This window comes from Pseudomonas sp. AN3A02 (assembly GCF_011765255.1).
In the GTDB taxonomy this organism is placed as follows: Bacteria; Pseudomonadota; Gammaproteobacteria; order Pseudomonadales; family Pseudomonadaceae; genus Aquipseudomonas.
In genome coordinates this window covers 782,093-801,841 of sequence record NZ_JAARNI010000001.1, presented here as the reverse complement: position 1 = coordinate 801,841, position 19,749 = coordinate 782,093, and the positions used below count along the sequence as shown (strand labels likewise).

The window sequence follows — 19,749 nt, the reverse complement described above, 5'->3', positions numbered from 1 at the left end:
AGATGTGTAGGTGAGGTTTCAGTCTAGAGTGATTTTTTGCGCGGATAAGTGCACTAATAGGCAACCTTTGGTTTTCAAATGGAAACAATCCATGAGCGAAATGGATGACCTGGCGGCGTTTGCGGTGTTGATCGAAGCCGGCAGCTTTACCCTGGCGGCCCAGCAGTTGGGCTGCAGCAAGGGGCAGCTGTCCAAGCGCATCAGCCAGCTGGAAGCGCAGTTTTCGGTGGTGTTGTTGCATCGCACCACGCGCCGTTTGAGCCTGACGGCGGCGGGGGCGGCCCTGTTGCCGCAGGCCCAGGCGTTGGTGGTGCAGGTGGAGCGGGCACGTCAGGCACTGGCCAGGCTCAAGGACGATTTGGTCGGCCCGGTACGTATGACGGTTCCGGTTTCCCTGGGTGAAACCTTCTTCGATGGTTTGCTGCTGGAGTTTTCCCGGGAGTACCCGCAGGTGCAGATCGAACTGGAGCTCAACAACCAGTATCGAGACCTGGCGCGGGACGGTTTTGACTTGGCGGTACGCTCCGAAGTCGCCAACGACGAGCGACTGGTGGCCAAGCCGTTACTGGCCTGGCACGAGATGACCTGCGCCAGCCCGGCTTATCTGGAACAGCACGGCGAGCCGCTGACACCGGCGGAACTGGTGGGCCACAACTGCTTGCTGAACAGCCACTACAGCGGCCGTGAAGAGTGGCTGTATCACCAGCAACATGAGCTGCTACGGGTTCGCGTATCCGGGACCTTTGCTTCCAACCATTACAACTTGCTGAAGAAGGCGGCGCTGGTGGGCGCAGGCATCGCGCGTTTGCCTTCCTACGTGTTGCACACTGAATTGGCTGACGGGCGCCTGCGTTGGCTCCTGCGGGATTATCAGACCCGCAGCATGCCGATGTACCTCGTCCATCCGTATCAGGGCGGCCTGCCGCGCCGCACTCAGGTCCTGGCGGATTATCTGGTGGGCTGGTTCAAGCGCAGCGGCGAGGCCCTGGACCGCCTTTAGCGCAAGCGTCGCGCAATCAGGTGATCAATGGAGAAGCAGCCCGGCCCCTTGGCCATCAACAGCAACAGCAGCGCGATCCAGGTGCCGTGGGTCGGGTAAGCGTCCGGGTAGACGAACAGCTGGATGGTCAGGGTCATGCCCAGCAACGCCAGCGCCGAGAACCGTGTGGCAAACCCCACCAGGATCAGCACGGGGAAGAAATGTTCGGCGAACGCGGCCATATGCGCTGCGACTTCCGCTGACAGCAGTGGCACGTGGTATTCGCTGCGAAACAGCGGCAGGGTGGACGGCGCCAAGTGCGGCCAGCCCAGTTGGAACGTGCCGCCGATCAGGTCTACGGCAAAGCCTTCGACCTTGGTCTGGCCGGATTTCCAGAACACTGCTGCAATAGAGAAGCGTGCGACGAAGGCGATCAGGCTGTAGGGGATTTTCTCGAAGAGCTGGATGATCCGTTGGATCAGCCCGGGAGCGGCGGCGTTCATGGCGATACCTTGGGTTCTGTGTGCAAGTGGGTGATGGCGCCGTGGCCGACCAGCAGGGCCAGGCAGTGGTGCAGGTCAAATTCGGCGGCCGCATCGAGGGCGTAGGCCACGGCCATTTCCAGCGGCCAACCGTTGTTCAGGCTGTTGATAAACGCGGCGGCGCCGCTGTCGATGTGAAATACCTGCACGTGCAGGCCGTTGCGCAGTACCAGCGCGCTTTGAGCATGGAAGGGGTCGAGAGTGGCGAGGGATTCGCCCGTCTGGTGCGCAGCCCATAACGCCACCACGGCGTAGGCCGAGTTCAGGATGGCAAGGGATGGATGCAGTTGCAGGCGCAGTTCGCCCAGACCTGACTGTTGTTGCAGGGTGGCGATGACCTCCTGCTGATCCAGTGGCACTGCGTCTGCCGCGTGGTAGGCCCTGACCCGCAGCCGCTCCAGGCGCGCGACGTCAGCCAGGTAGGGCACGCTGGCGGCGGGAGTGAAGCCCTGGATAAAGTCAGCCAGGTCGCCGCCGTACTCGTTGATCAGCGGACTGGTCGGTGGGAAATTCTGGACATACAAGCCGGCCATCGCCCGAAAAAATTCATCACCCACCAGTTGCAGGGTGACCGGGTAGCCAGCGGCCAGGGCGTTGATCAGCGAGCTGTGGACATTGTTGCGGTACACCGCAAAACGACTGGCCGGATCGGCGCCGTTACGGCTGAACACACCTTGCGGGCAGCTTTCGTCGGGCGACAGCAGGGCGCTGGCAAATACATCCTGGCCGCTCATGCGCGCACCTCCAGCAGAAACCGTTCGGCCTCGCGGGCCTCGGCGTGCAGCACGCTGAACGCCGGCACCTGGTTGTCGCGCTCGATCAGCGTGGCGACCGGCCCGGTGCGCGCAAGGACGTGTTGGTAGAGCTGCCATACCGCGTTGTCGATCGGCGCGCCGTGATCATCAATCAGCAAACGATCACCGAGGCTGTCGGTGTCTTCGGCAAACCCTGCCAGATGAATCTCGCCCACGGCGTGCAGCGGCAAGGCATCGATGTACTTCAGCGGGTCTTGCTGATGGTTGATGCACGACACATACACATTGTTGACGTCCAGCAGCAGCCCGCAGCCGGTGCGGCGGATCGCTTCGCTGATGAAGTCGGTCTCTTCCAGGGTGGAACGCTGGAACTGCAGGTAGGTCGACGGGTTCTCCAGCAGCATTGGCCGTTGCAGGCGGGTTTGCACCTGGTCGATGTGTTTGCACACCCGCTTCAGGGTTTGATCGTCATACGCCAGCGGCAGCAAATCATTGAGAAACACCGGGCCGTGGCTGGACCAGGCCAGGTGTTCGGAAAACGAGTGGGGTTGATAGCGTTCGATCAGCGCGGCCAAGCGCACCAAGTGCTCATCGTTCAGCGGACCTTCGCCGCCGATGGACAGGCCTACACCGTGCAGCGACAGCGGGTATCGTTCGCGGATCAAGCCCAGGTAGTGATGGAAAGGCCCGCCGGCCACCATGTAGTTTTCGGCGTGGACTTCAAAAAAACCGATGTCGGGGGCAGTCTCGAGGACTTCGCTGAAGTGCTCGCTCTTGAGCCCCAGCCCGGCCCGATAGGGGAGGCCGGGCGCCTGAGCCTGGGAGATGGAATAGGTGCATGCAAGCGTCATCGTCAGTACTCAGGCTGCGCAGGGATTCAGGACTTGGCGGTGAAGGCGGCTTCCTGGCCGAAGCCGGTTGGCGAGGTGGCGCTTGGGGTTTTCAGGCAGGTGCCGGCCGGGACCAGTTTCCAGGCGTTGGCTTGGTCCTTGACCTTCGAGGTGCCGGCGCAGGAAGTGCCGGCGCCTGCAGCGCAATCGTTCTTGCCGGCTTCGGCCACACCGAAGCATTTTTGCATGTCATCGGCGGCGTGGGCGGTGGAGGTCAGGGCGGACAGACTCAGGGCCGAACCCAGGGCCAGGACGAGGGTGGCAGCGGACAGCGAACGGGTTTTGGTAGTCATGGTGTATCTCCAGCAGTGGGTTGAGTTGGCAAGCGTAGTTGCCTGCTTACACCACTAGAGATAAGGGGAAGGGATTCGTTACAAACCTGGGGAAAATAATTTCAGATTTCGCCAAAGCCTTTGGTCACACAAAACAAATGTGGGAGCGGGCTTGCTCGCGAAGGCAGTGGTTCAGTCACCCAATAAGTTGGCTGATCCACCGCCTTCGCGAGCAAGCCCGCTCCCACAAAAGCCCGCTCATACATTAGCCAGATGGGCATCAACCGCCCAAGTAAGCCTCACGCACTTTCGGATCGGTCAGCAATTGTTCGCCGCTGCCCTGCATCACCACCCGGCCGTTTTCCAGCACATAGGCGCGGTCGGCGATCTTCAGTGCCTGGTTGGCGTTCTGCTCCACGAGGAACACCGTTACACCGTCCTTACGCAGTTGTTCGATGATGTCGAAGATCTGCTGGATGATGATCGGCGCCAGGCCCAGGGACGGTTCGTCCAGCAGCAACAACTTGGGCTTGCTCATCAGCGCACGGCCGATGGCGAGCATTTGCTGTTCGCCGCCGGACATGGTGCCGCCGCGCTGGCTGAAGCGTTCCTTGAGCCGCGGGAACAGGTGCAGCACCTTGTCCATCTGCTCTTGGTAATCGCCCTTGTCGGTAAAGAACCCGCCCATGGCGAGGTTCTCTTCCACGGTCAGGCGGGCAAACACCCGGCGACCTTCCGGAACCACGGCAATGCTCTTGCGCATGATCTCGGAGGAGGCCTGGCCCACCAGTTCCTCACCCATGTAGCGGATGCTGCCGCTATGAGCCTGGGGCGAACCGCACAAGGTCATCAGCAGCGTGGATTTACCGGCACCGTTGGCCCCGATCAGGGTGACGATCTCGCCCTGGCGCACTTCGACGTTGACGTTGTGGAGCGCCTGGATCTTGCCGTAGAAAGTGGAAACGTTTTCGAATTGCAGCATTTTACGCTTCCCCCAAATAGGCTTTGATCACGGCCGGGTTGTCGCGGATCTGCTCCGGCGTTCCGTCGGCCAGTGGCGTGCCCTGGTTGATCACGACGATATGGTCGGAAATGCTCATGACCAGTTTCATGTCGTGTTCGATCAGCAGCACGGTGGCGTTGTTTTCTTCACGCAACACACTGATCAGCGCCTTGAGGTCTTCGGTTTCCTTTGGGTTCAGGCCGGCGGCCGGTTCGTCGAGCATCAGGATCCGCGGACGGGTCATCATGCAGCGAGCGATTTCCAGGCGACGTTGCTGACCGTAGGCCAGGGTACCGGCAGGACGGTTGGCAAACTCGGTGAGGTTGACCTTGTCCAGCCAGTACGCGGCGTATTCCATGGCCTCGCGTTCGCTCTTGCGGAACGACGGGGTCTTGAACAGGCCGGCAAAGAAGTTGGTGTTCAGGTGACGATGCTGGGCGATCAACAGGTTCTCGACCGCTGTCATGTCCTTGAACAACCGCACGTTCTGGAAGGTCCGCACCACGCCCTTGCGGGCTATTTCGTGGCCGGCCAGGCCCTGGATCGGCTGGCCATCCAGCAGGATGCTGCCGCCGCTTGGCTTGTAGAAGCCGGTCAGGCAATTGAACACCGTGGTCTTGCCGGCGCCGTTGGGGCCGATCAGAGCCACGACCTGCTTCTCTTGTACGGTCAGGGCCACGCCGTTGACCGCGAGCAAACCGCCGAAGCGCATGCTCAAATTTTCGACTTTCAGGATCTCGCGGCTCATTTGCGCAGCTCCATGTGTGGACGTTGCATGGGCAGCAGGCCTTGAGGACGCCAGATCATCATCAGCACCATCATGGCGCCGAACATCAACATGCGGTATTCGCTGAACTCACGCATCATTTCCGGCAGCAGGATCATCACGATCGCCGCGAGGATCACACCCAGCTGCGAGCCCATGCCGCCCAGCACCACGATGGCAAGGATGATTGCCGACTCGATGAAGGTGAACGACTCCGGGGTCACCAAACCTTGGCGAGCGGCGAAGAAGCTGCCAGCGAAACCGGCGAAGGTTGCCCCGAGGGTGAATGCCGAAAGTTTGATGACGGTCGGGTTCATGCCTAATGCGCGGCAGGCGATTTCATCTTCGCGCAGCGCTTCCCACGCACGGCCGATCGGCATGCGCAGCAGACGGTTGATCACGAACAGTGCGGCCAGTGCCAGCAACAGCGCCACCAGGTACAGGAACACCACTTTGCTCACCGGGTTGTAATCCAGCCCGAAGTACTCGTGGAAAGTCTGCATGCCTTCGGCTGCGGTGCGGTCGAACGTCAGCCCGAAGAACGTTGGCTTGGGAATGCTGCTGATGCCATTGGGCCCGCCGGTGATATCGGTGAGGTTACGCAGGAACAGACGGATGATTTCACCGAAGCCCAAGGTCACGATCGCCAGATAGTCACCGCGCAAGCGCAGTACCGGGAAGCCCAGCAGGAAGCCAAATGTGGCCGCCGCCATGCCGGCCAGTGGCAGGCAGATCCAGAAGCCCCAGCCCAGGTAATGCGAGAGCAGCGCGTAGGTGTAGGCACCCACCGCATAGAAGCCCACATAGCCCAGGTCGAGCAAGCCGGCCAGACCCACCACAATGTTCAGGCCCAGGCCCAGCAGCACGTAGATCAGGATCAGCGTTGCGATATCCACCGCACCCCGGGAACCGAAGAACGGCCAGATCAACGCGGCCACGATCAGGCCGATGATGATGTAGCGCTGGGTGCGCGGCAGGGTCAGGAACTGGCTGACCTTGGGCGAAACCAACGGCCCACGGTTGGACTTGAGGAGTGCCCCGACCTGCTGTGTGAACAGCACGCGCAGGAACATCAGCACCGAGCACAGGGCAATGATGGTCAATGTGACGGGACCGGTGCCATGCACTTCGAGGTTGATCCCGACAATGCTCAGTTTGAGCCCGAGTACCGGAAAGGCCACGGCCCACACCAGCAAGGCGCTGAAAAACGCCGATTTAAGATATCTGCTCATACTTTCTCAACCTCCGGACGGCCCAGAATGCCGGTCGGCCGGAACAACAGCACCAGAACCAATAGACCGAATGCCACCACGTCCTTGTACTGGTCACCGAACACATCGGCGCCAAAGGCTTCCGCCACCCCCAGCACCAGCCCGCCGAGCATCGCACCCGGAATGCTGCCGATGCCGCCCAATACCGCTGCGGTGAAAGCCTTGAGGCCCACCAGGAAACCGGCGTTGGGGTTGATCACGCCATACTGCATGCTCAGCAATACAGCGGCGACAGCCGCCAGTGCGGCACCGATGACGAAGGTCAGGGCGATGATGTTGTTGGTGTTGATGCCCAACAGGTTGGCCATCTTGATGTCTTCGGCGCAGGCCCGGCAGGCGCGCCCCAGACGGGAGCGGGAGATGAACAGGGTCAGGCCGAGCATTGCCACCAGGGTGACGACGAAGACCAGGACCTGCATGTAGGAAATCAGCACTTCTTGTGCGCCACCTGGGCCGAAGGAGAAGCTCCCCGGGATCAGGTTGGGAATGGATTTGTCCTTGGAATCCTGGGACAGCAATACGGTGTTCTGCAGGAAAATCGACATGCCGATCGCAGAGATCAGCGGGATCAAGCGGTTGCTGCCACGCAAGGGGCGGTACGCCACGCGTTCGATACTGTAGCCATAGGCACTGGTTACGACGATGGACGCCAGGAATGCAGCGGTCATCAACAGCGGCAGGGAGTGGATACCCATCATGGCCAGCCCGGCAAGGGCGATGAAGGCCACGTAGGAACCAATCATGTACACCTCGCCATGGGCGAAGTTAATCATTCCAATGATGCCGTAAACCATTGTGTAGCCAATGGCTATCAAGGCATAGGTGCTGCCAACGGTCATGCCGTTAACCAGCGTTTGGAAAAAATGATAGATCTCAGGCATTACAGCGCTCCTAAAAACCCGATACGCATTTCACTGGTGGAGTCAATTTCCGGCTCGGTGCCCTGTTCTGTGATCAGGTTGCACAAAGCGTTTGCCAGCGAACCGCTGGTGACGGTTTTAAGATTTTCAGGTGAACCCACTCCCGGATCGCGGGTGTCAGGCCCATAAACCTCGTAAAACAAAGCCCACTGCTTGCACAGTGGGCTTGTTGACCAGTAACGCCTGGCTTACTGAGGGGAAACTTCGGTTTTTGGTTTGCCGAAGTGCCATTCGTAGACCACGAACTTGAAGTCCTTCAGGTCGCCCTTGGCGTCGAAGCTCAGGTCGCCGGTTGGGGTCTTGAAGGTACCGGCGTGAATGGCAGCAGCCACTTTTGCGGTGTCTTCGCTCTTCGCGGCAGCGATACCGCCGGCGATCACTTCAACAGCCGAGTAGGCCGGGAACACGAACGGACCGGTTGGGTCCTGCTTGTTCTTGGCGAACTCTTCAACGATTGCCTTGTTGGCAGGATCGGTGTCGAACGACTTCGGCAGGGTAACCAGCAGGCCTTCGGAAGCGCCTTGGGCGATTTGCGAGATGGAGTCGTTGCCGACGCCTTCCGGGCCCATGAACTTGGCGTTCACGCCTTTTTCCTTGGCTTGGCGCAGGATCAGGCCCAGCTCAGGGTGGTAGCCGCCGTAGTAGACGAAGTCGACGTTGGCTTGCTTGAGCTTCTGAATCAGCGAGCCGAAGTCTTTGTCGCCAGCGTTGATGCCTTCGAAGAGGGCAACTTTCACGCCTTTCTTCTCGAGGGTCTGCTTGACGGCGGTGGCGATGCCCTCACCGTACTGCTGCTTGTCGTGGATAACGGCTACGACTTTCGGCTTCACGTGGTCGGCGATGTAGTTGCCGGCGGCAGGGCCCTGGGCGCTGTCCAGGCCGATGGTACGGAAGATCAGCTTGTAGCCACGGGAAGTGATTTCCGGGCTGGTGGCTGCCGGGGTGATCATGATCACGCCTTCGTCTTCGTAGATGTCGGATGCTGGCTGAGTGGAGCTGGAGCAAAGGTGACCGACCACGAACTTGACGCCGTCGTTGACCACTTTGTTGGCTACGGCCACGGCTTGTTTTGGATCGCAAGCGTCGTCGTATTCTTTGGCTTCGAGCATTTTGCCATCGACGCCGCCCTTGGCGTTGATGTCGGCGATAGCCTGTTTGGCGCCCATGAACTGCATGTCGCCGTATTGGGTCACAGGGCCGGTTTTAGGGCCGGCAATACCGATCTTGATGGTGTCAGCTGCGAACGAATGGCTGGCAACCCCGGCCAGGACCATAGCGGCAAACAGTTTGGAAATCTGCTTAGTAGCCTTATTCATAGTGCTCCACTCTTACTGTTGTATTTTTTATAGTTCTAGCGGCCTTGTGAGCTGCAGAACCGGATCAGATATCTCGGATATCCCCCGGCAGCGGCCTGGCAACTGTACCGGTACAGTGTAGAGCGCCGGTTGATCGCTTGAAAAGCTGGCTGCTAGGGGCAAAACCCGGGTGTGTCGCTTAAATGAAAGAAAAAGACAGAATTGCGGCGGGGTGATGCCAGAGTTTCGGGCAATCCTTGGCTTTCCTGACACTTTCGTTCGGTGCTTCATTTGCAACTGGGTTTTTCTGCCTGGTGCTCGACGGTATGATTGCGCCGATTTTTTCTTCAGGTGAACTCCCATGACGCAAGAACCTAGCACCCTCTATGCCAAGCTGCTTGGTGAAACCGCCGAAATTTCCTGGAAGGAGCTTGAGCCGTTCTTTGCCAAGGGTGCCCTATTGTGGGTCGACGCCGGGCTGGATTTGATCGCGGCCGCTGAGGGTATGGCTGAGGATAACCGTGAGAAAGTCGCTGCCTGGCTGGCTGCGGGGAGTCTTGGCGAGGTGTCTGCGACGCGGGCATTGGACCTGGTTGAGCGGGATCCTAGCTTGTGGGCGGTGGTGGTTTCGCCGTGGATTCTGATCCAGGAAAGGGCGGGGTAGGAAATCGCTGCGCGAAAATGGTGCGTGATTTTTCAGGGTTTGAGTGTGTAGCGGGGTAACTGCATTTGCGGTGATGGCACGTTGCCGTAGAGAAAGGTCACAGGCGAGGGTTACGTGCGCGTCATGGGAACAGTTTTGTTCGCGGCGGAATGCGGGGGGAATTGTTTCTGGGTGTGAGTTTTTGGAGTACATATCCGTTATTTCGGTAACGGCTACTTAGGGTTCCGCTCTTACAGCGGGTCACTTTTGAAAAGCGCAAAAGTAACCAAAACGCTCTGCCCCGCCTGTCGGCACCTCGCTTGGGCTCGGTGTTCCCTCACTCCGGCATTACTCCGCGGGCCGCCGCGACGGGCCATCCATGGCCCGGCGCGGCTAAACCGGCGTCCTGCCGGTTTACCCGCTCCGCAATACCTGCGTTCGGCCTCGGGCTGAATGGGGCAGTCAGATCAAAAGCAGATCAAAAGCAAGGCACAGCGGCCTACCGGCCGGCTTGAGTGTTAAGAGCGAAAGCAGAGCTGCTTTTCTGTGGGAGCGGGCTTGCTCGCGAAAAACCTGAGGGCGCCGCGTTCATCCAGAATGCCCGCGTCATCGTTAACGACCTTCGCGAGCAAGCCCGCTCCCACATTTGGACCGTGCCCGCTTCTGATTTTGCTGTTGCTTCACCACACTCAAGCCGGCCGGTAGGCCGCTGTGCTCTTGATCTGCTTTTGATCTTGATCTTAGGCGCCCCGTTAAACCACGCTGGCCGAACGCAGGCTTTGGAGCGTGGGTAACCCGGCAGGACGCCGGGTTAGCCGCGCTGGGCCAAGGATGGCCCATCGCGGCGGCCCACGGTCCAAAGCCGGAGTGAGGGCACACCGAGCCTAGGCGAGGTGCCGAGTGGTGGGGCAAGAGCGTTTTGCTTACTTTTGCGCTGTTCAAAAGTGAGCCGCTGTAAGAGCGGAACCCATATCAGCCCCAACCCAAATAACGGATATACACCCCACCTCAGCAACAAAAGCGCCTACGCAGTCTTCCCAGTATGGTTATTCAGCGAAATAACCTTGGTCTTCCCAATCCGGTGACGATAAATCTCACGCAGGTACTTGATCGCCTTCTTCACACAATCCCGCGACAGCCGAATATCGTTGATCGACACAAACTTGTCCTTGTCGTTGATCAACTCACGATACTTCTTCTCGTACATCGGCTTGATGGCATACCAGTTGGTATCCAGAATCTTCGCCGGGTTCTCAAACTCATTGAGCAGCTCATCAATCCGGTCTTCATCAAAATCCTCATGGATGATGAAATCCAGAATCGAGTTATCCAGCGTGTCATCAAACCGATACGGATTCCTCGCAAAGCAGCGCTTGATAAACGCCACGATCAACGTCAAAAAATCATCCGACAGGCACGGGCTTTTAGCGATCAAGGTCGTGAGCGACAAGTTGGCCGACGCCCCGATCACCAGCGCATACCGCTTGAGCGTGGTGTTGGGAAACAGGCTGTTGAGGTGCGTCTTGAGCCGATTCAGGTCCATATAGGACAGCTTGTAATCCTTGGGCAACGACACAATCGACACCACCGACGAGCAGTTCTTGAAGAAGTGCAGGTCATGCAGCGCCGCCGCGTCATACCCGGAGTTCTTGTACTGCTCCAAGGAGGCCTTGTAGCGCTTGGACTCAATCGGCAACAGGCTGATGCCCTCGATCGCCTGGGTCACCTTGTTGAAGTGCGGCAGATCAATGGAACGGAAAAACAGGTCATCGATATTCAGCCGCTGCGGCTCTTTTTCGAACACCTTGAACTTGTCGCTCGAAGGCGCCGGCGTTTCCGGCACCACCGATTCGGCGTAGGCAATCGCCACCGGGCCGGCCAGGCTCATGAACAGGTCGTTGGCATCCAGGCGGATGGTCTCGCCGATGTCGATCCCGGCCCGACGGAAGTAGTTCTGGTCGTAGTCGGTGGTAACCGCCTGGGCCGTCAGAATGTTGAAGATCTGCTGCGAGATGTATTGGTTGGCGTGCTTCTCCATGGCATTGACATCAATGTTCTGGATATTGCCGTCATCGCTTTCTTCGGCATACCGCATGATGTCGTTGGAGATCAGCATCATCGCGTTCCACGGCCGGATACGGCCTTTCACGCTGGCCTCGCTGCTGTCTTCATTGTCGAAGTTGTACGAGAAATCCCATTCTTCCGAGAGGTATTTGCACAACAGCCGCCCGGCGTTGATGTGCAGCGCCTCGGACATTTCGCTGCGGTGATCGGAGATGTTCGGCAGCACACAAATGCCGCTGGTGAAGATCGGCTCGAACACAAAGGCGTGGCCGCTCTTGCTGTCATGCTCGTCGGCGGGCTTGGTGTCGAACGTCTTGTTCATGTACGAGTGCTGCTGGGCCAGGCCGAATTCCGAGGCCATGCCCGAGCCGGTACCGCCGCCGGCGCTGAAGATCGAGAAGTACAGGCGGGACTGGTTGGCCTTGATGCCGCAGGAGTCGATCAGGTACGAGTGGATCATCTTCCAGTCGGGGCTGGAAAAGCGCTGGGTGTCTTTGTTGAGGATGATCTTGGCCAGGTACTGGCCAAGGATCGGCGCGTTACCGGCGCCACCGGCATGGACTTCCGAGAGGTCCATGATTTTCATCTTGCTGTAGTCCCGCAGGAATCCGCTTTTCTCTCCCTTGCGCGAGAAACGGATGCGCCCGGCGATGTCCTTGTCCAGGTCGCCCAGCATCACCAGCGGCTCGACCAGGAACACCGGCTTGGTGCCTTTGTTCGAACCCAGGCGCAGGTTGTTGCGAATCCACTGGGCGGGGCGGTAGCCCTTATCGGTGGATTTGTCTTCGTTGCTGAATTCGTTGAGGTAGAACTTGCGGGCGTTGTACACCAGCTCCGCCACATCCAGGGCAATGTTCGAGCCGCAGCGGCCCAGGCCGATCAGGCACACCGAGGGGAATTCCTGCTCGTTGCGCAGTTCGCCGTCAACTTCCAGGTGCGGAGCGCGCGGGAACACCATGTCGCGCAGGCCGTCGAGGTTGTCGAGGATGCGGTCGGTGTTGGTTTCGGTGAAGTACAGGTACTGCTGGGTGGCCAGTGGGCGGGCGCTGCTCAATGACTTTGAACCTGAGGGTTTTTCCGCAGGGGCTGTCAGCAACACGTCGGATACCGCGGTGGCAGAGTTATTTTTAGAGGTCATTGTGCGCCATGTGCCTGGACGGATGGCTGAAGAAGTGTCAAATAGCCATCACGGAATGAGAGATCGCGACTTTACAGTGCGTCCTGGTCCGGGGCGATAGGGTTTAACCCTAGGGTTTTAAGGGGGAAATCCTGGCCGGACTCTGATGAATCGGCCGTTCGTCGGGGTTCTTTAGTGAAATGATGGCGATTTGCCAAATAAACGGCGTCAGCGAATTGGCCTGACGATGGACGCCGGGCCTGTGCGCTCCGAAGGCGGGTCTTTCGGCGTGGGTTCACCTCCCGTAAGACCCAGCAGGCTGAACATGTTGTGCTGATCAAGGCCATTGATCACCGCGCCGATATCACTCATCGGCACCGCAGCGCTGAGCAAGTAACCCTGAACGAAATCACAACCGTGTTTTTGCACCACTTCAAACTGTTGCAGGGTTTCCACACCTTCGGTTACCACCTGCAAATGCAGGGTGTGGGCCATGCCGATGATCGCCTGGACGATCTCGATGTCGGCATTGGACTTGGGAATGTCCTGGATAAATGAACGGTCGATTTTCAAGGTGTTCAGCGGCAGGCGCTTGAGGTAGGCGAGGGACGAATAGCCCGTGCCAAAGTCGTCGATGGACAGCGAGACGCCCAAGGCACGGATTTGCCGCAGCAGTGCCAGGGTGCTGCTGATATTGCCCATCAGGGCATTTTCGGTCACTTCCAGTTCGAGGCGGTTGGCGGCAATTCCGCCGAAGCGCAGGGCACTTTCGATTTCATCGGCCAACTCGTCACGGGTCAGGTTCAGGGCCGAGCAGTTCACGGCCATGATCAATTCCGTGTGGCCCTGTTCCGACAGCAGGCTCAGGTCGTGACAGGCCTGGCGCAATACCCAGTGATCGAGTTCGGCAATCAGCCCGTTGTTTTCGGCAATGCTGATGAACCGGTCCGGGGTCAGCAGGCCATGTTGCGGATGTTGCCAGCGCACCAGGGCTTCGAGGCGGGTGATCTTGCCTTTTTTCAGGTCAAGAATCGGTTGGTAAAACAGCACCAGTTCGTTCTTGCCGCGCAGCGCGGCGCGCAGTTCTTCTTCCAGTTGCAGTTCCAGAAAGGCCCGGGTTTTCAGGTTGGAGCTGAAGAAGTTCAGGCTGTTACGCCCGGCATCCTTGGACTGATACAACGCCAGGTCGGCAGTTTTCAGCAGCTCTTCGCTGGTTTTGCCGTCTTCAGGGAAGAGGCTGATGCCGATGCTGGTGGTCATCACCATGCGACGGCCAGCCAACTCTACGGGGTCTTTCATTTTCTGCATGATGCGCTGGGCCATGTGCCGCGCTTCATCGCGATGATGGATGCTGATCAGGATGCAGAACTCATCACCGCCAAACCGCGCGACCACGTCGTCATGGCTGCGCACCGAGCTTTTGATATGGCCGGCCAGTACGGTCAGCAGTTCGTCACCGGCGTCATGGCCGAGGCTGTCGTTGATGCGCTTGAAGTGGTCGATATCCAGGAAGATCACCGCCAGCATGCCGTCGGTGGCGGTTTTCTCTGCGAGCTTCTCGGCGAAGATCTGGTTGAAACCACGGCGGTTGAGCAGGCTGGTCAAGGCGTCGTAATGCGCCACTTGCTGCAGGGAGGCGCGGGCCTGGTCGAGTTCGGTGAGCAGTGCGTTGACCCGGCGCAGGTCGGTTTCCTTGTGTTGCAGTTTTTTGTCTGCCAGGGCGGCGCTGATGCTGCTGCCGATCACCAGCAGGGCGATGACGGCGACCAGCAGGCCCAGTTGGATCGGGTTGTTGTCCACCGGCAACGCCGACGGCACCAAACCCTCGGGCAACAGCAGTTGCATGGCCGCCATGCCGGTGAAGTGCATGCTGATAATCCCGGCGCCGAGCACCAGGCTGGCCGCGTACTTGAGCAATTGATGGAACATGCCGGTGCCGTTGCGAAGGTACAGCGACAGCAGCAACGCGGCCAGGCTGGCGCCGATGGCAATCACCACTGAGGCCAGAAACAATCCGGTCCGAAAGTACACGCCTGCTTCGGATTGCATGGCCGACATGCCAACGTAGTGCATCAGTGCAATGCCCAGCCCCATCCATACCGACGCCAGCACATATTGGTGAAGACGCAGCTTTGGATGACTGAGGGTTTGCATGGCGAACAGCGAGGCAATCAGGGCGATCAGCAGTGAGGCAAACGTCATGATCAATTCGTAGTGAATTGCGATAGGCGCCTGGAAGGCCAGCATGCTGATGAAGTGGGTCGCCCAGATTCCGCCTGCCAGGCAGCCCGCGCCTACCCAGCGCCAGTGCCGTTGAGCCTTGGGGTTGTCGACATGGCCGACACGTTCGGCCATGTCCAGGGTGCCGAAGCCCGCCGCACACGCCACTACGTAAGCCAGTAGCACCAGAAAGGGGTTATGACTGCAATTGAGTAATAAGTGCCCGCTGTCCGGAAGGTCGGTAAAAAAATGCAAACCAAGCCATTCCATAGCATGTCCCGTCACAGAGTCTTTGTCTGACAATGCTTTGAGTATAGAGAGCCTGAGCGGGTTGCAAGGGCTGATGGCAAATTGCTTCTAATTATTTGGCGATGAGTTCATAAACAACTAGAACCAAATGAGTAGGGATGACAGCTCGGGTCGCCCGATGGAGTGACATCAGACTTACGAATCATTACAGACAATCATCACGGGGCTGACTAGATTGCAGGTTCCGGGCTCAGGATGCGTCTGGCATCGCGGCTCACATAACAATAAAAGAGACGGACCCATGCAGAACTCGACCCAAGCGGCGAATGCCTGGCGCATTCTGTTCCTGTTGTTCCTGGCCAACCTGTTCAACTTTTTCGACCGCACCATCCCCGCGATCATCATCGAACCGATCCGTATGGAGTGGCACCTCAGCGACTTCCAGCTCGGCATCATCGGTACTGCGTTTACCATTGTTTATGCGATTGCTGGCTTGCCCCTGGGGCGCATGGCCGATACTGGCTCGCGCAGTAAGCTCATGGGCTGGGGCCTGGCAGCATGGAGCGGCCTGACGGCGGTCAATGGCTTGGTGGGCAGTTTCTGGACCTTTTTGCTGGTGCGCATGGGCATCGGCATTGGCGAGGCCAGTTACGCACCGGCGGCGAACTCGTTGATTGGCGACTTGTTTCCGGCCCACCGCCGGGCGCGGGCCATGGGCATCTTTATGTTGGGTCTGCCTTTGGGCCTGTTGCTGGCGTTCTTCACCATCGGTGCGATGGTCAAGGCGTTCGACAGCTGGCGCGCGCCGTTCTTTATTGCGGCGGTGCCGGGGCTGATCCTCGCGGTGTTCATGTTCTACATCAAGGAACCCAAGCGCGGCGCCGCCGAAACCGTGCAAGTCTCCCAAGAGAAAGTCGACCGCCCGATTCGCCGGGTACTGGCGGTGCCGACGTTCCTTTGGCTGGTGCTGGCAGGCTTGTGCTTCAACTTCGCCACCTACGCCTGCAACTCGTTCCTGGTGCCGATGCTGCAGCGCTATTTTCTGCTGCCGTTGCAGGATGCGGCGGTGGCGACCGGGGTGATTGTCGGGGTGACGGGGTTGTTTGGCCTGACGCTGGGCGGTTGGGTGGCGGACAAGATCCATCAGCGGGTGGCCAATGGGCGGCTGTTGTTCGCGGCCTGCAGCTTGATTATCTCCACCGTGACCACCGCCTGGGCGTTGCATGCCGGGCGGATCGAAATTGGTGTGTTTGTGGCGCTGTTCAGTGTCGGCTGGTTGTTTGCCTATAACTTCTATACCTGTGTTTATACGGCGATCCAGGACGTGGTGGAGCCGCGCCTGCGGGCGACGGCGATGGCATTGTTCTTCGCCGGTTTGTATTTGCTGGGTGGTGGCATGGGGCCGATTGTGGTGGGCGGGTTGTCGGATCATTTTGCCCATTCGGCGATGTATGCGGCGGGGGCGGAGCAGATGACCGAGGCTTATAAAGCCATAGGCTTGCACGACGCCATGTACCTGATTCCGGTGGCGCTGTTTCTGACCATGCTCTTTCTGTTTCAGGCGTCCCGCAGTTTTGTGCGGGATGCCAAGCGGATGAAGGATGGGTTGGGGGTGGTGGAGGTGCCGGCTACGGCGGTTACTGCCTGAATACATAATCCCTGTGGTGAGAGGGCTTGTCCCCCGTTGGAGTGCGCAGCGCTCCCGCTCTTTGGGGGCCGCTACGCAGCCCAACGGGGGACAAGCCCCCTCGCCACAGAGGTTACCGATACCCATAAAAAAGGCCCGCATTGCGCGGGCCTCTTTGTTCAGCAGGGCAGGGCGGCGAGGTTAGCCCGCTACCAGCACCCGAATCGCTTCCAGTCGCAGCGCAGCCTTGTCGAGCATGGCCAGGCCTTGCTCGCGCTGTTGGCGCAGGGCAACCAGTTCGCTGTCACGCACGGTCGGGTTGACCGCTTGCAACGCGGTCAGGCGCGCCAGTTCTTCGTCGGTGTCCGCCGCCAGGCGACGTTGAGCCTCGGCCACGCGCTCGGCGTGACGCGGGGCGATCTTCTCTTCACCGGCGTTGATCCGCGGCGTCAGTTGGTCGCGCTGGGCCTGGACGAACTTGTTGGCGCTGGCCCGCGGCACGCTTTCCAGCTGGTCGTTCAAGGTCAGGAACGAGACGCGGCCCGACAGGTCATTGCCGTTGGCGTCCAGCAGGCAGCGCAGCGCGGCCGGTGGCAGGTAGCGGCCCAGTTGCAGCGAGCGTGGGGCAACCACTTCGCTGACGTAGAGCAGTTCCAGCAACACGGTGCCCGGCTTGAGCGCCTTGTTCTTGATCAGCGCCACGGCGGTATTGCCCATGGAACCGGACAGCACCAGGTCCATGCCGCCTTGCACCATCGGGTGTTCCCAGGTGATGAACTGCATGTCTTCGCGGGACAGCGCCTGGTTGCGGTCGTAGGTGATGGTCACGCCTTCGTCGTCGCCCAGGGGGAAGCTGGCGTCGAGCATTTTCTCGCTCGGCTTGAGGATCAGGGCGTTTTCCGAATGGTCTTCGCTGTCGATGCCGAAGGCGTCGAACAGGGTTTCCATGTAGATCGGCAGGGTGAACTGGTCGTCTTGCTCAAGGATGTCTTCCACCAGCGCATCACCTTCGCCAGCGCCGCCGGAGTTGAGCTCCAGCAAACGGTCGCGGCCGGTGTGCAGCTCGGCTTCGAGGCGCTCGCGCTCGGCACGGGCTTCGTCGATCAGCGCTTGCCACTCGCCGTCGTCGGCATTTTCCAGCAGCGGCAGCAGGCGCGGGCCGAACTGGTGCTGCAAGGCGTTGCCGGTCGGGCAGGTGTTGAGGAACGCGTTCAGCGCTTCGTGGTACCACTGGAACAGGCGCTCTTGCGGGCTGGTTTCCAGGTACGGCACGTGCAGTTCGATCACATGCTTCTGGCCGATCCGGTCCAGACGGCCGATCCGCTGTTCCAGCAGGTCCGGGTGGGATGGCAGGTCGAACAGCACCAGGTGGTGGGAGAACTGGAAGTTGCGGCCTTCACTGCCGATTTCCGAGCAGATCAGCACTTGGGCGCCGAACTCTTCATCTGCAAAGTAAGCAGCGGCGCGGTCACGCTCGAGGATATTCATGCCCTCGTGGAACACCGTGGCCGGGATGCCGGAGCGCACGCGCAGGGCGTCTTCCAGGTCCATGGCGGTTTCGGCGTGGGCGCAGATCACCAGGACTTTGGTGCGCTTGAGCATTTTCAGCTGATCGATCAGCCATTCGACGCGCGGGTCGAAACGCCACCAGCGTTGTTCTTCATCCACATCCGGCTGCGACTGGAAGCTGACTTCCGGGTACAGCTCGGCGTGTTCGCCCAGGGGCAGTTCGAGGTATTCGTCCGGGCACGGCAGCGGGTAGGCGTGCAGCTTGCGCTCCGGGAAGCCTTGCACCGCGGCGCGGGTGTTGCGGAACAGCACGCGGCCGGTGCCGTGGCGGTCCAGCAGTTCGCGTACCAAACGGGCGCTGGCTTCGGCGTCGCCATCGTTGACGGCGGTCAGCAGGGCTTCGCCTTCGTTGCCGAGGAATCCCTGGATGGTCTTGTGGGCGGCCGGCGAGAGGCGGCCCTTGTCCAGCAGCTCCTGAACGGCTTCGGCCACCGGGCGATAGTTTTCGCTCTCGGCGCGGAAGGCGTGCAGGTCGTGGAAACGGTTCGGGTCCAGCAGGCGCAGGCGCGCGAAGTGGCTGTCCTGGCCCAGTTGCTCAGGGGTTGCGGTGAGCAGCAGCACGCCCGGAATCACTTCGGCCAGTTGCTCCACCAGCGTGTACTCGGGGCTGGCTTTTTCTTCGTGCCACACCAGGTGGTGAGCTTCGTCGACCACCAGCAAATCCCAGCCGGCGGCGAACAGCGCGTCCTGGGCCTTCTCGTCGTCCACCAGCCATTCCAGGGCCACCAGCGCGAGCTGGGTGTCTTCGAACGGGTTGGCGGCATCGCTTTCGATAAAGCGTTCTTCGTCGAACAGCGCAACTTGCAGGTTGAAGCGGCGGCGCATTTCCACCAGCCACTGGTGCTGGAGGTTTTCCGGCACCAGGATCAGTACGCGGTTGGCGCGACCCGACAGCAATTGGCGATGAATCACCAGGCCGGCTTCGATGGTCTTGCCCAGGCCCACTTCGTCTGCCAGCAGAACCCGCGGCGCGATACGGTCCGCGACTTCACGGGCGATGTGCAGTTGGTGCGCGATCGGTTGCGCACGCACGCCGCCCAGGCCCCAGAGCGAGGACTGCAACTGGCGGCTGGTGTGTTCAAGGGTGTGGTAGCGCAGGGAGAACCAGGCCAGCGGGTCGATCTGGCCGGCGAACAGACGGTCGCTGGCCAAACGGAACTGGATGAAGTTCGAGAGTTGGGTTTCCGGCAGGGTGACCTGCTCGTTCTGCCCATTGAGGCCGTGGTAGACCAGCAGGCCGTCGACATCGTCGACTTCTTGCACGGTCATTTTCCAGCCTTCGAAATGGGTGATGGTGTCACCCGGCGAAAACCTCACGCGAGTGAGGGGCGCATTCCGTAGCGCATACTGGCGAGTGTCGCCAGTGGCCGGATAGAGCACGGTTAACAAGCGGCCGTCCTGTGCCAGAACGGTGCCTAACCCCAGCTCTGCTTCGCTGTCACTAATCCAGCGTTGCCCCGGTTGATACTGCTGCGCCATGCTGCCTGACTCCCGCCGTGAAAAAGCCGACTATTCTAACGGAACACGGCTTCCAGACCAAAAGGAATAGGTGCAGCTTCAAGCTTTA

General features: G+C 59.8%; 16 protein-coding genes. 3 read left to right on the top strand and 13 right to left on the bottom strand.

Annotated features, from left to right (window positions below; translation table 11 throughout):
* Nucleotides 1–91: 91 nt before the first annotated feature.
* Entirely contained in the window at nucleotides 92–1,000 is a 909-nt protein-coding gene (locus HBJ59_RS03815) for a LysR family transcriptional regulator (protein ID WP_017479366.1), read from the top strand.
* On the opposite strand, the gene HBJ59_RS03810 is transcribed toward HBJ59_RS03815, so the two are convergent.
* From HBJ59_RS03810 to HBJ59_RS03765, 10 genes are all read right to left on the bottom strand, one after another.
* Nucleotides 997–1,482, bottom strand: coding sequence for a DoxX family protein (locus HBJ59_RS03810; RefSeq protein WP_076016600.1), 486 nt, complete (start codon nucleotides 1,480–1,482; stop codon nucleotides 997–999). The two genes, HBJ59_RS03815 and HBJ59_RS03810, sit on opposite strands and share 4 nt — an antisense overlap.
* Nucleotides 1,479–2,255 (bottom strand): DUF2063 domain-containing protein, encoded by a 777-nt coding sequence (locus tag HBJ59_RS03805; RefSeq protein ID WP_167662804.1) that lies wholly within the window; start codon nucleotides 2,253–2,255, stop codon nucleotides 1,479–1,481. The genes HBJ59_RS03810 and HBJ59_RS03805 overlap by 4 nt, the downstream gene beginning before the upstream one ends.
* Nucleotides 2,252–3,127, bottom strand: coding sequence for a DUF692 domain-containing protein (locus HBJ59_RS03800; protein ID WP_167662803.1), 876 nt, complete (start codon nucleotides 3,125–3,127; stop codon nucleotides 2,252–2,254). Before HBJ59_RS03800 ends, HBJ59_RS03805 begins: the two co-directional genes overlap by 4 nt.
* Nucleotides 3,128–3,153: 26 nt before the next feature.
* Nucleotides 3,154–3,459: a DUF2282 domain-containing protein gene (locus HBJ59_RS03795; RefSeq protein ID WP_076016603.1), complete on the bottom strand. Its 306-nt coding sequence runs from the start codon at nucleotides 3,457–3,459 to the stop codon at nucleotides 3,154–3,156.
* A 259-nt stretch (nucleotides 3,460–3,718) separates the two neighbouring features.
* The gene (locus HBJ59_RS03790) at nucleotides 3,719–4,420 is read right to left on the bottom strand and encodes an ABC transporter ATP-binding protein (RefSeq protein ID WP_017479361.1); all 702 of its coding nucleotides are present in this window, start codon (nucleotides 4,418–4,420) and stop codon (nucleotides 3,719–3,721) included.
* Between the two features lies 1 nt (nucleotide 4,421).
* Nucleotides 4,422–5,189 carry a high-affinity branched-chain amino acid ABC transporter ATP-binding protein LivG gene (gene livG / locus HBJ59_RS03785; protein WP_076016604.1) on the bottom strand — a complete coding sequence of 256 codons (768 nt, stop codon included), beginning with the start codon at nucleotides 5,187–5,189 and terminating at the stop codon, nucleotides 4,422–4,424.
* Nucleotides 5,186–6,439: a high-affinity branched-chain amino acid ABC transporter permease LivM gene (locus tag HBJ59_RS03780; protein WP_076016605.1), complete on the bottom strand. Its 1,254-nt coding sequence runs from the start codon at nucleotides 6,437–6,439 to the stop codon at nucleotides 5,186–5,188. Before HBJ59_RS03780 ends, livG begins: the two co-directional genes overlap by 4 nt.
* Nucleotides 6,436–7,359 carry a high-affinity branched-chain amino acid ABC transporter permease LivH gene (livH, locus tag HBJ59_RS03775; RefSeq protein ID WP_076016606.1) on the bottom strand — a complete coding sequence of 308 codons (924 nt, stop codon included), beginning with the start codon at nucleotides 7,357–7,359 and terminating at the stop codon, nucleotides 6,436–6,438. Before livH ends, HBJ59_RS03780 begins: the two co-directional genes overlap by 4 nt.
* Complete coding sequence (locus HBJ59_RS03770) at nucleotides 7,359–7,541, bottom strand: hypothetical protein (protein WP_143503643.1); 183 nt, start codon at nucleotides 7,539–7,541, stop codon at nucleotides 7,359–7,361. Before HBJ59_RS03770 ends, livH begins: the two co-directional genes overlap by 1 nt.
* A gap of 45 nt (nucleotides 7,542–7,586) precedes the next feature.
* Nucleotides 7,587–8,714 carry a branched-chain amino acid ABC transporter substrate-binding protein gene (locus HBJ59_RS03765; protein WP_076016607.1) on the bottom strand — a complete coding sequence of 376 codons (1,128 nt, stop codon included), beginning with the start codon at nucleotides 8,712–8,714 and terminating at the stop codon, nucleotides 7,587–7,589.
* Nucleotides 8,715–9,054: 340 nt separating this feature from the next.
* On the opposite strand from HBJ59_RS03765, the gene HBJ59_RS03760 reads away from it, so the two are divergent.
* On the top strand, nucleotides 9,055–9,357 hold the full coding sequence (locus HBJ59_RS03760) for a DUF2288 domain-containing protein (protein ID WP_076016608.1): 303 nt from the start codon (nucleotides 9,055–9,057) through the stop codon (nucleotides 9,355–9,357).
* A gap of 1,003 nt (nucleotides 9,358–10,360) precedes the next feature.
* Here HBJ59_RS03760 and HBJ59_RS03755 read toward each other — a convergent pair.
* Together HBJ59_RS03755 and HBJ59_RS03750 are read right to left on the bottom strand one after the other, a co-directional pair.
* On the bottom strand, nucleotides 10,361–12,538 hold the full coding sequence (locus HBJ59_RS03755) for a hypothetical protein (protein WP_076016545.1): 2,178 nt from the start codon (nucleotides 12,536–12,538) through the stop codon (nucleotides 10,361–10,363).
* 207 nt (nucleotides 12,539–12,745) lie between these two features.
* On the bottom strand, nucleotides 12,746–15,007 hold the full coding sequence (locus HBJ59_RS03750; RefSeq protein WP_167662802.1) for a bifunctional diguanylate cyclase/phosphodiesterase: 2,262 nt from the start codon (nucleotides 15,005–15,007) through the stop codon (nucleotides 12,746–12,748).
* Between the two features lie 280 nt (nucleotides 15,008–15,287).
* Here HBJ59_RS03750 and HBJ59_RS03745 point away from each other — a divergent pair, with 280 nt between their 5' ends.
* Nucleotides 15,288–16,634 carry an MFS transporter gene (locus HBJ59_RS03745; RefSeq protein ID WP_076016547.1) on the top strand — a complete coding sequence of 449 codons (1,347 nt, stop codon included), beginning with the start codon at nucleotides 15,288–15,290 and terminating at the stop codon, nucleotides 16,632–16,634.
* A gap of 180 nt (nucleotides 16,635–16,814) precedes the next feature.
* Here HBJ59_RS03745 and rapA read toward each other — a convergent pair whose 3' ends face one another.
* On the bottom strand, nucleotides 16,815–19,661 hold the full coding sequence (gene rapA, locus HBJ59_RS03740) for an RNA polymerase-associated protein RapA (protein WP_076016548.1): 2,847 nt from the start codon (nucleotides 19,659–19,661) through the stop codon (nucleotides 16,815–16,817).
* Nucleotides 19,662–19,749: the final 88 nt, after the last annotated feature.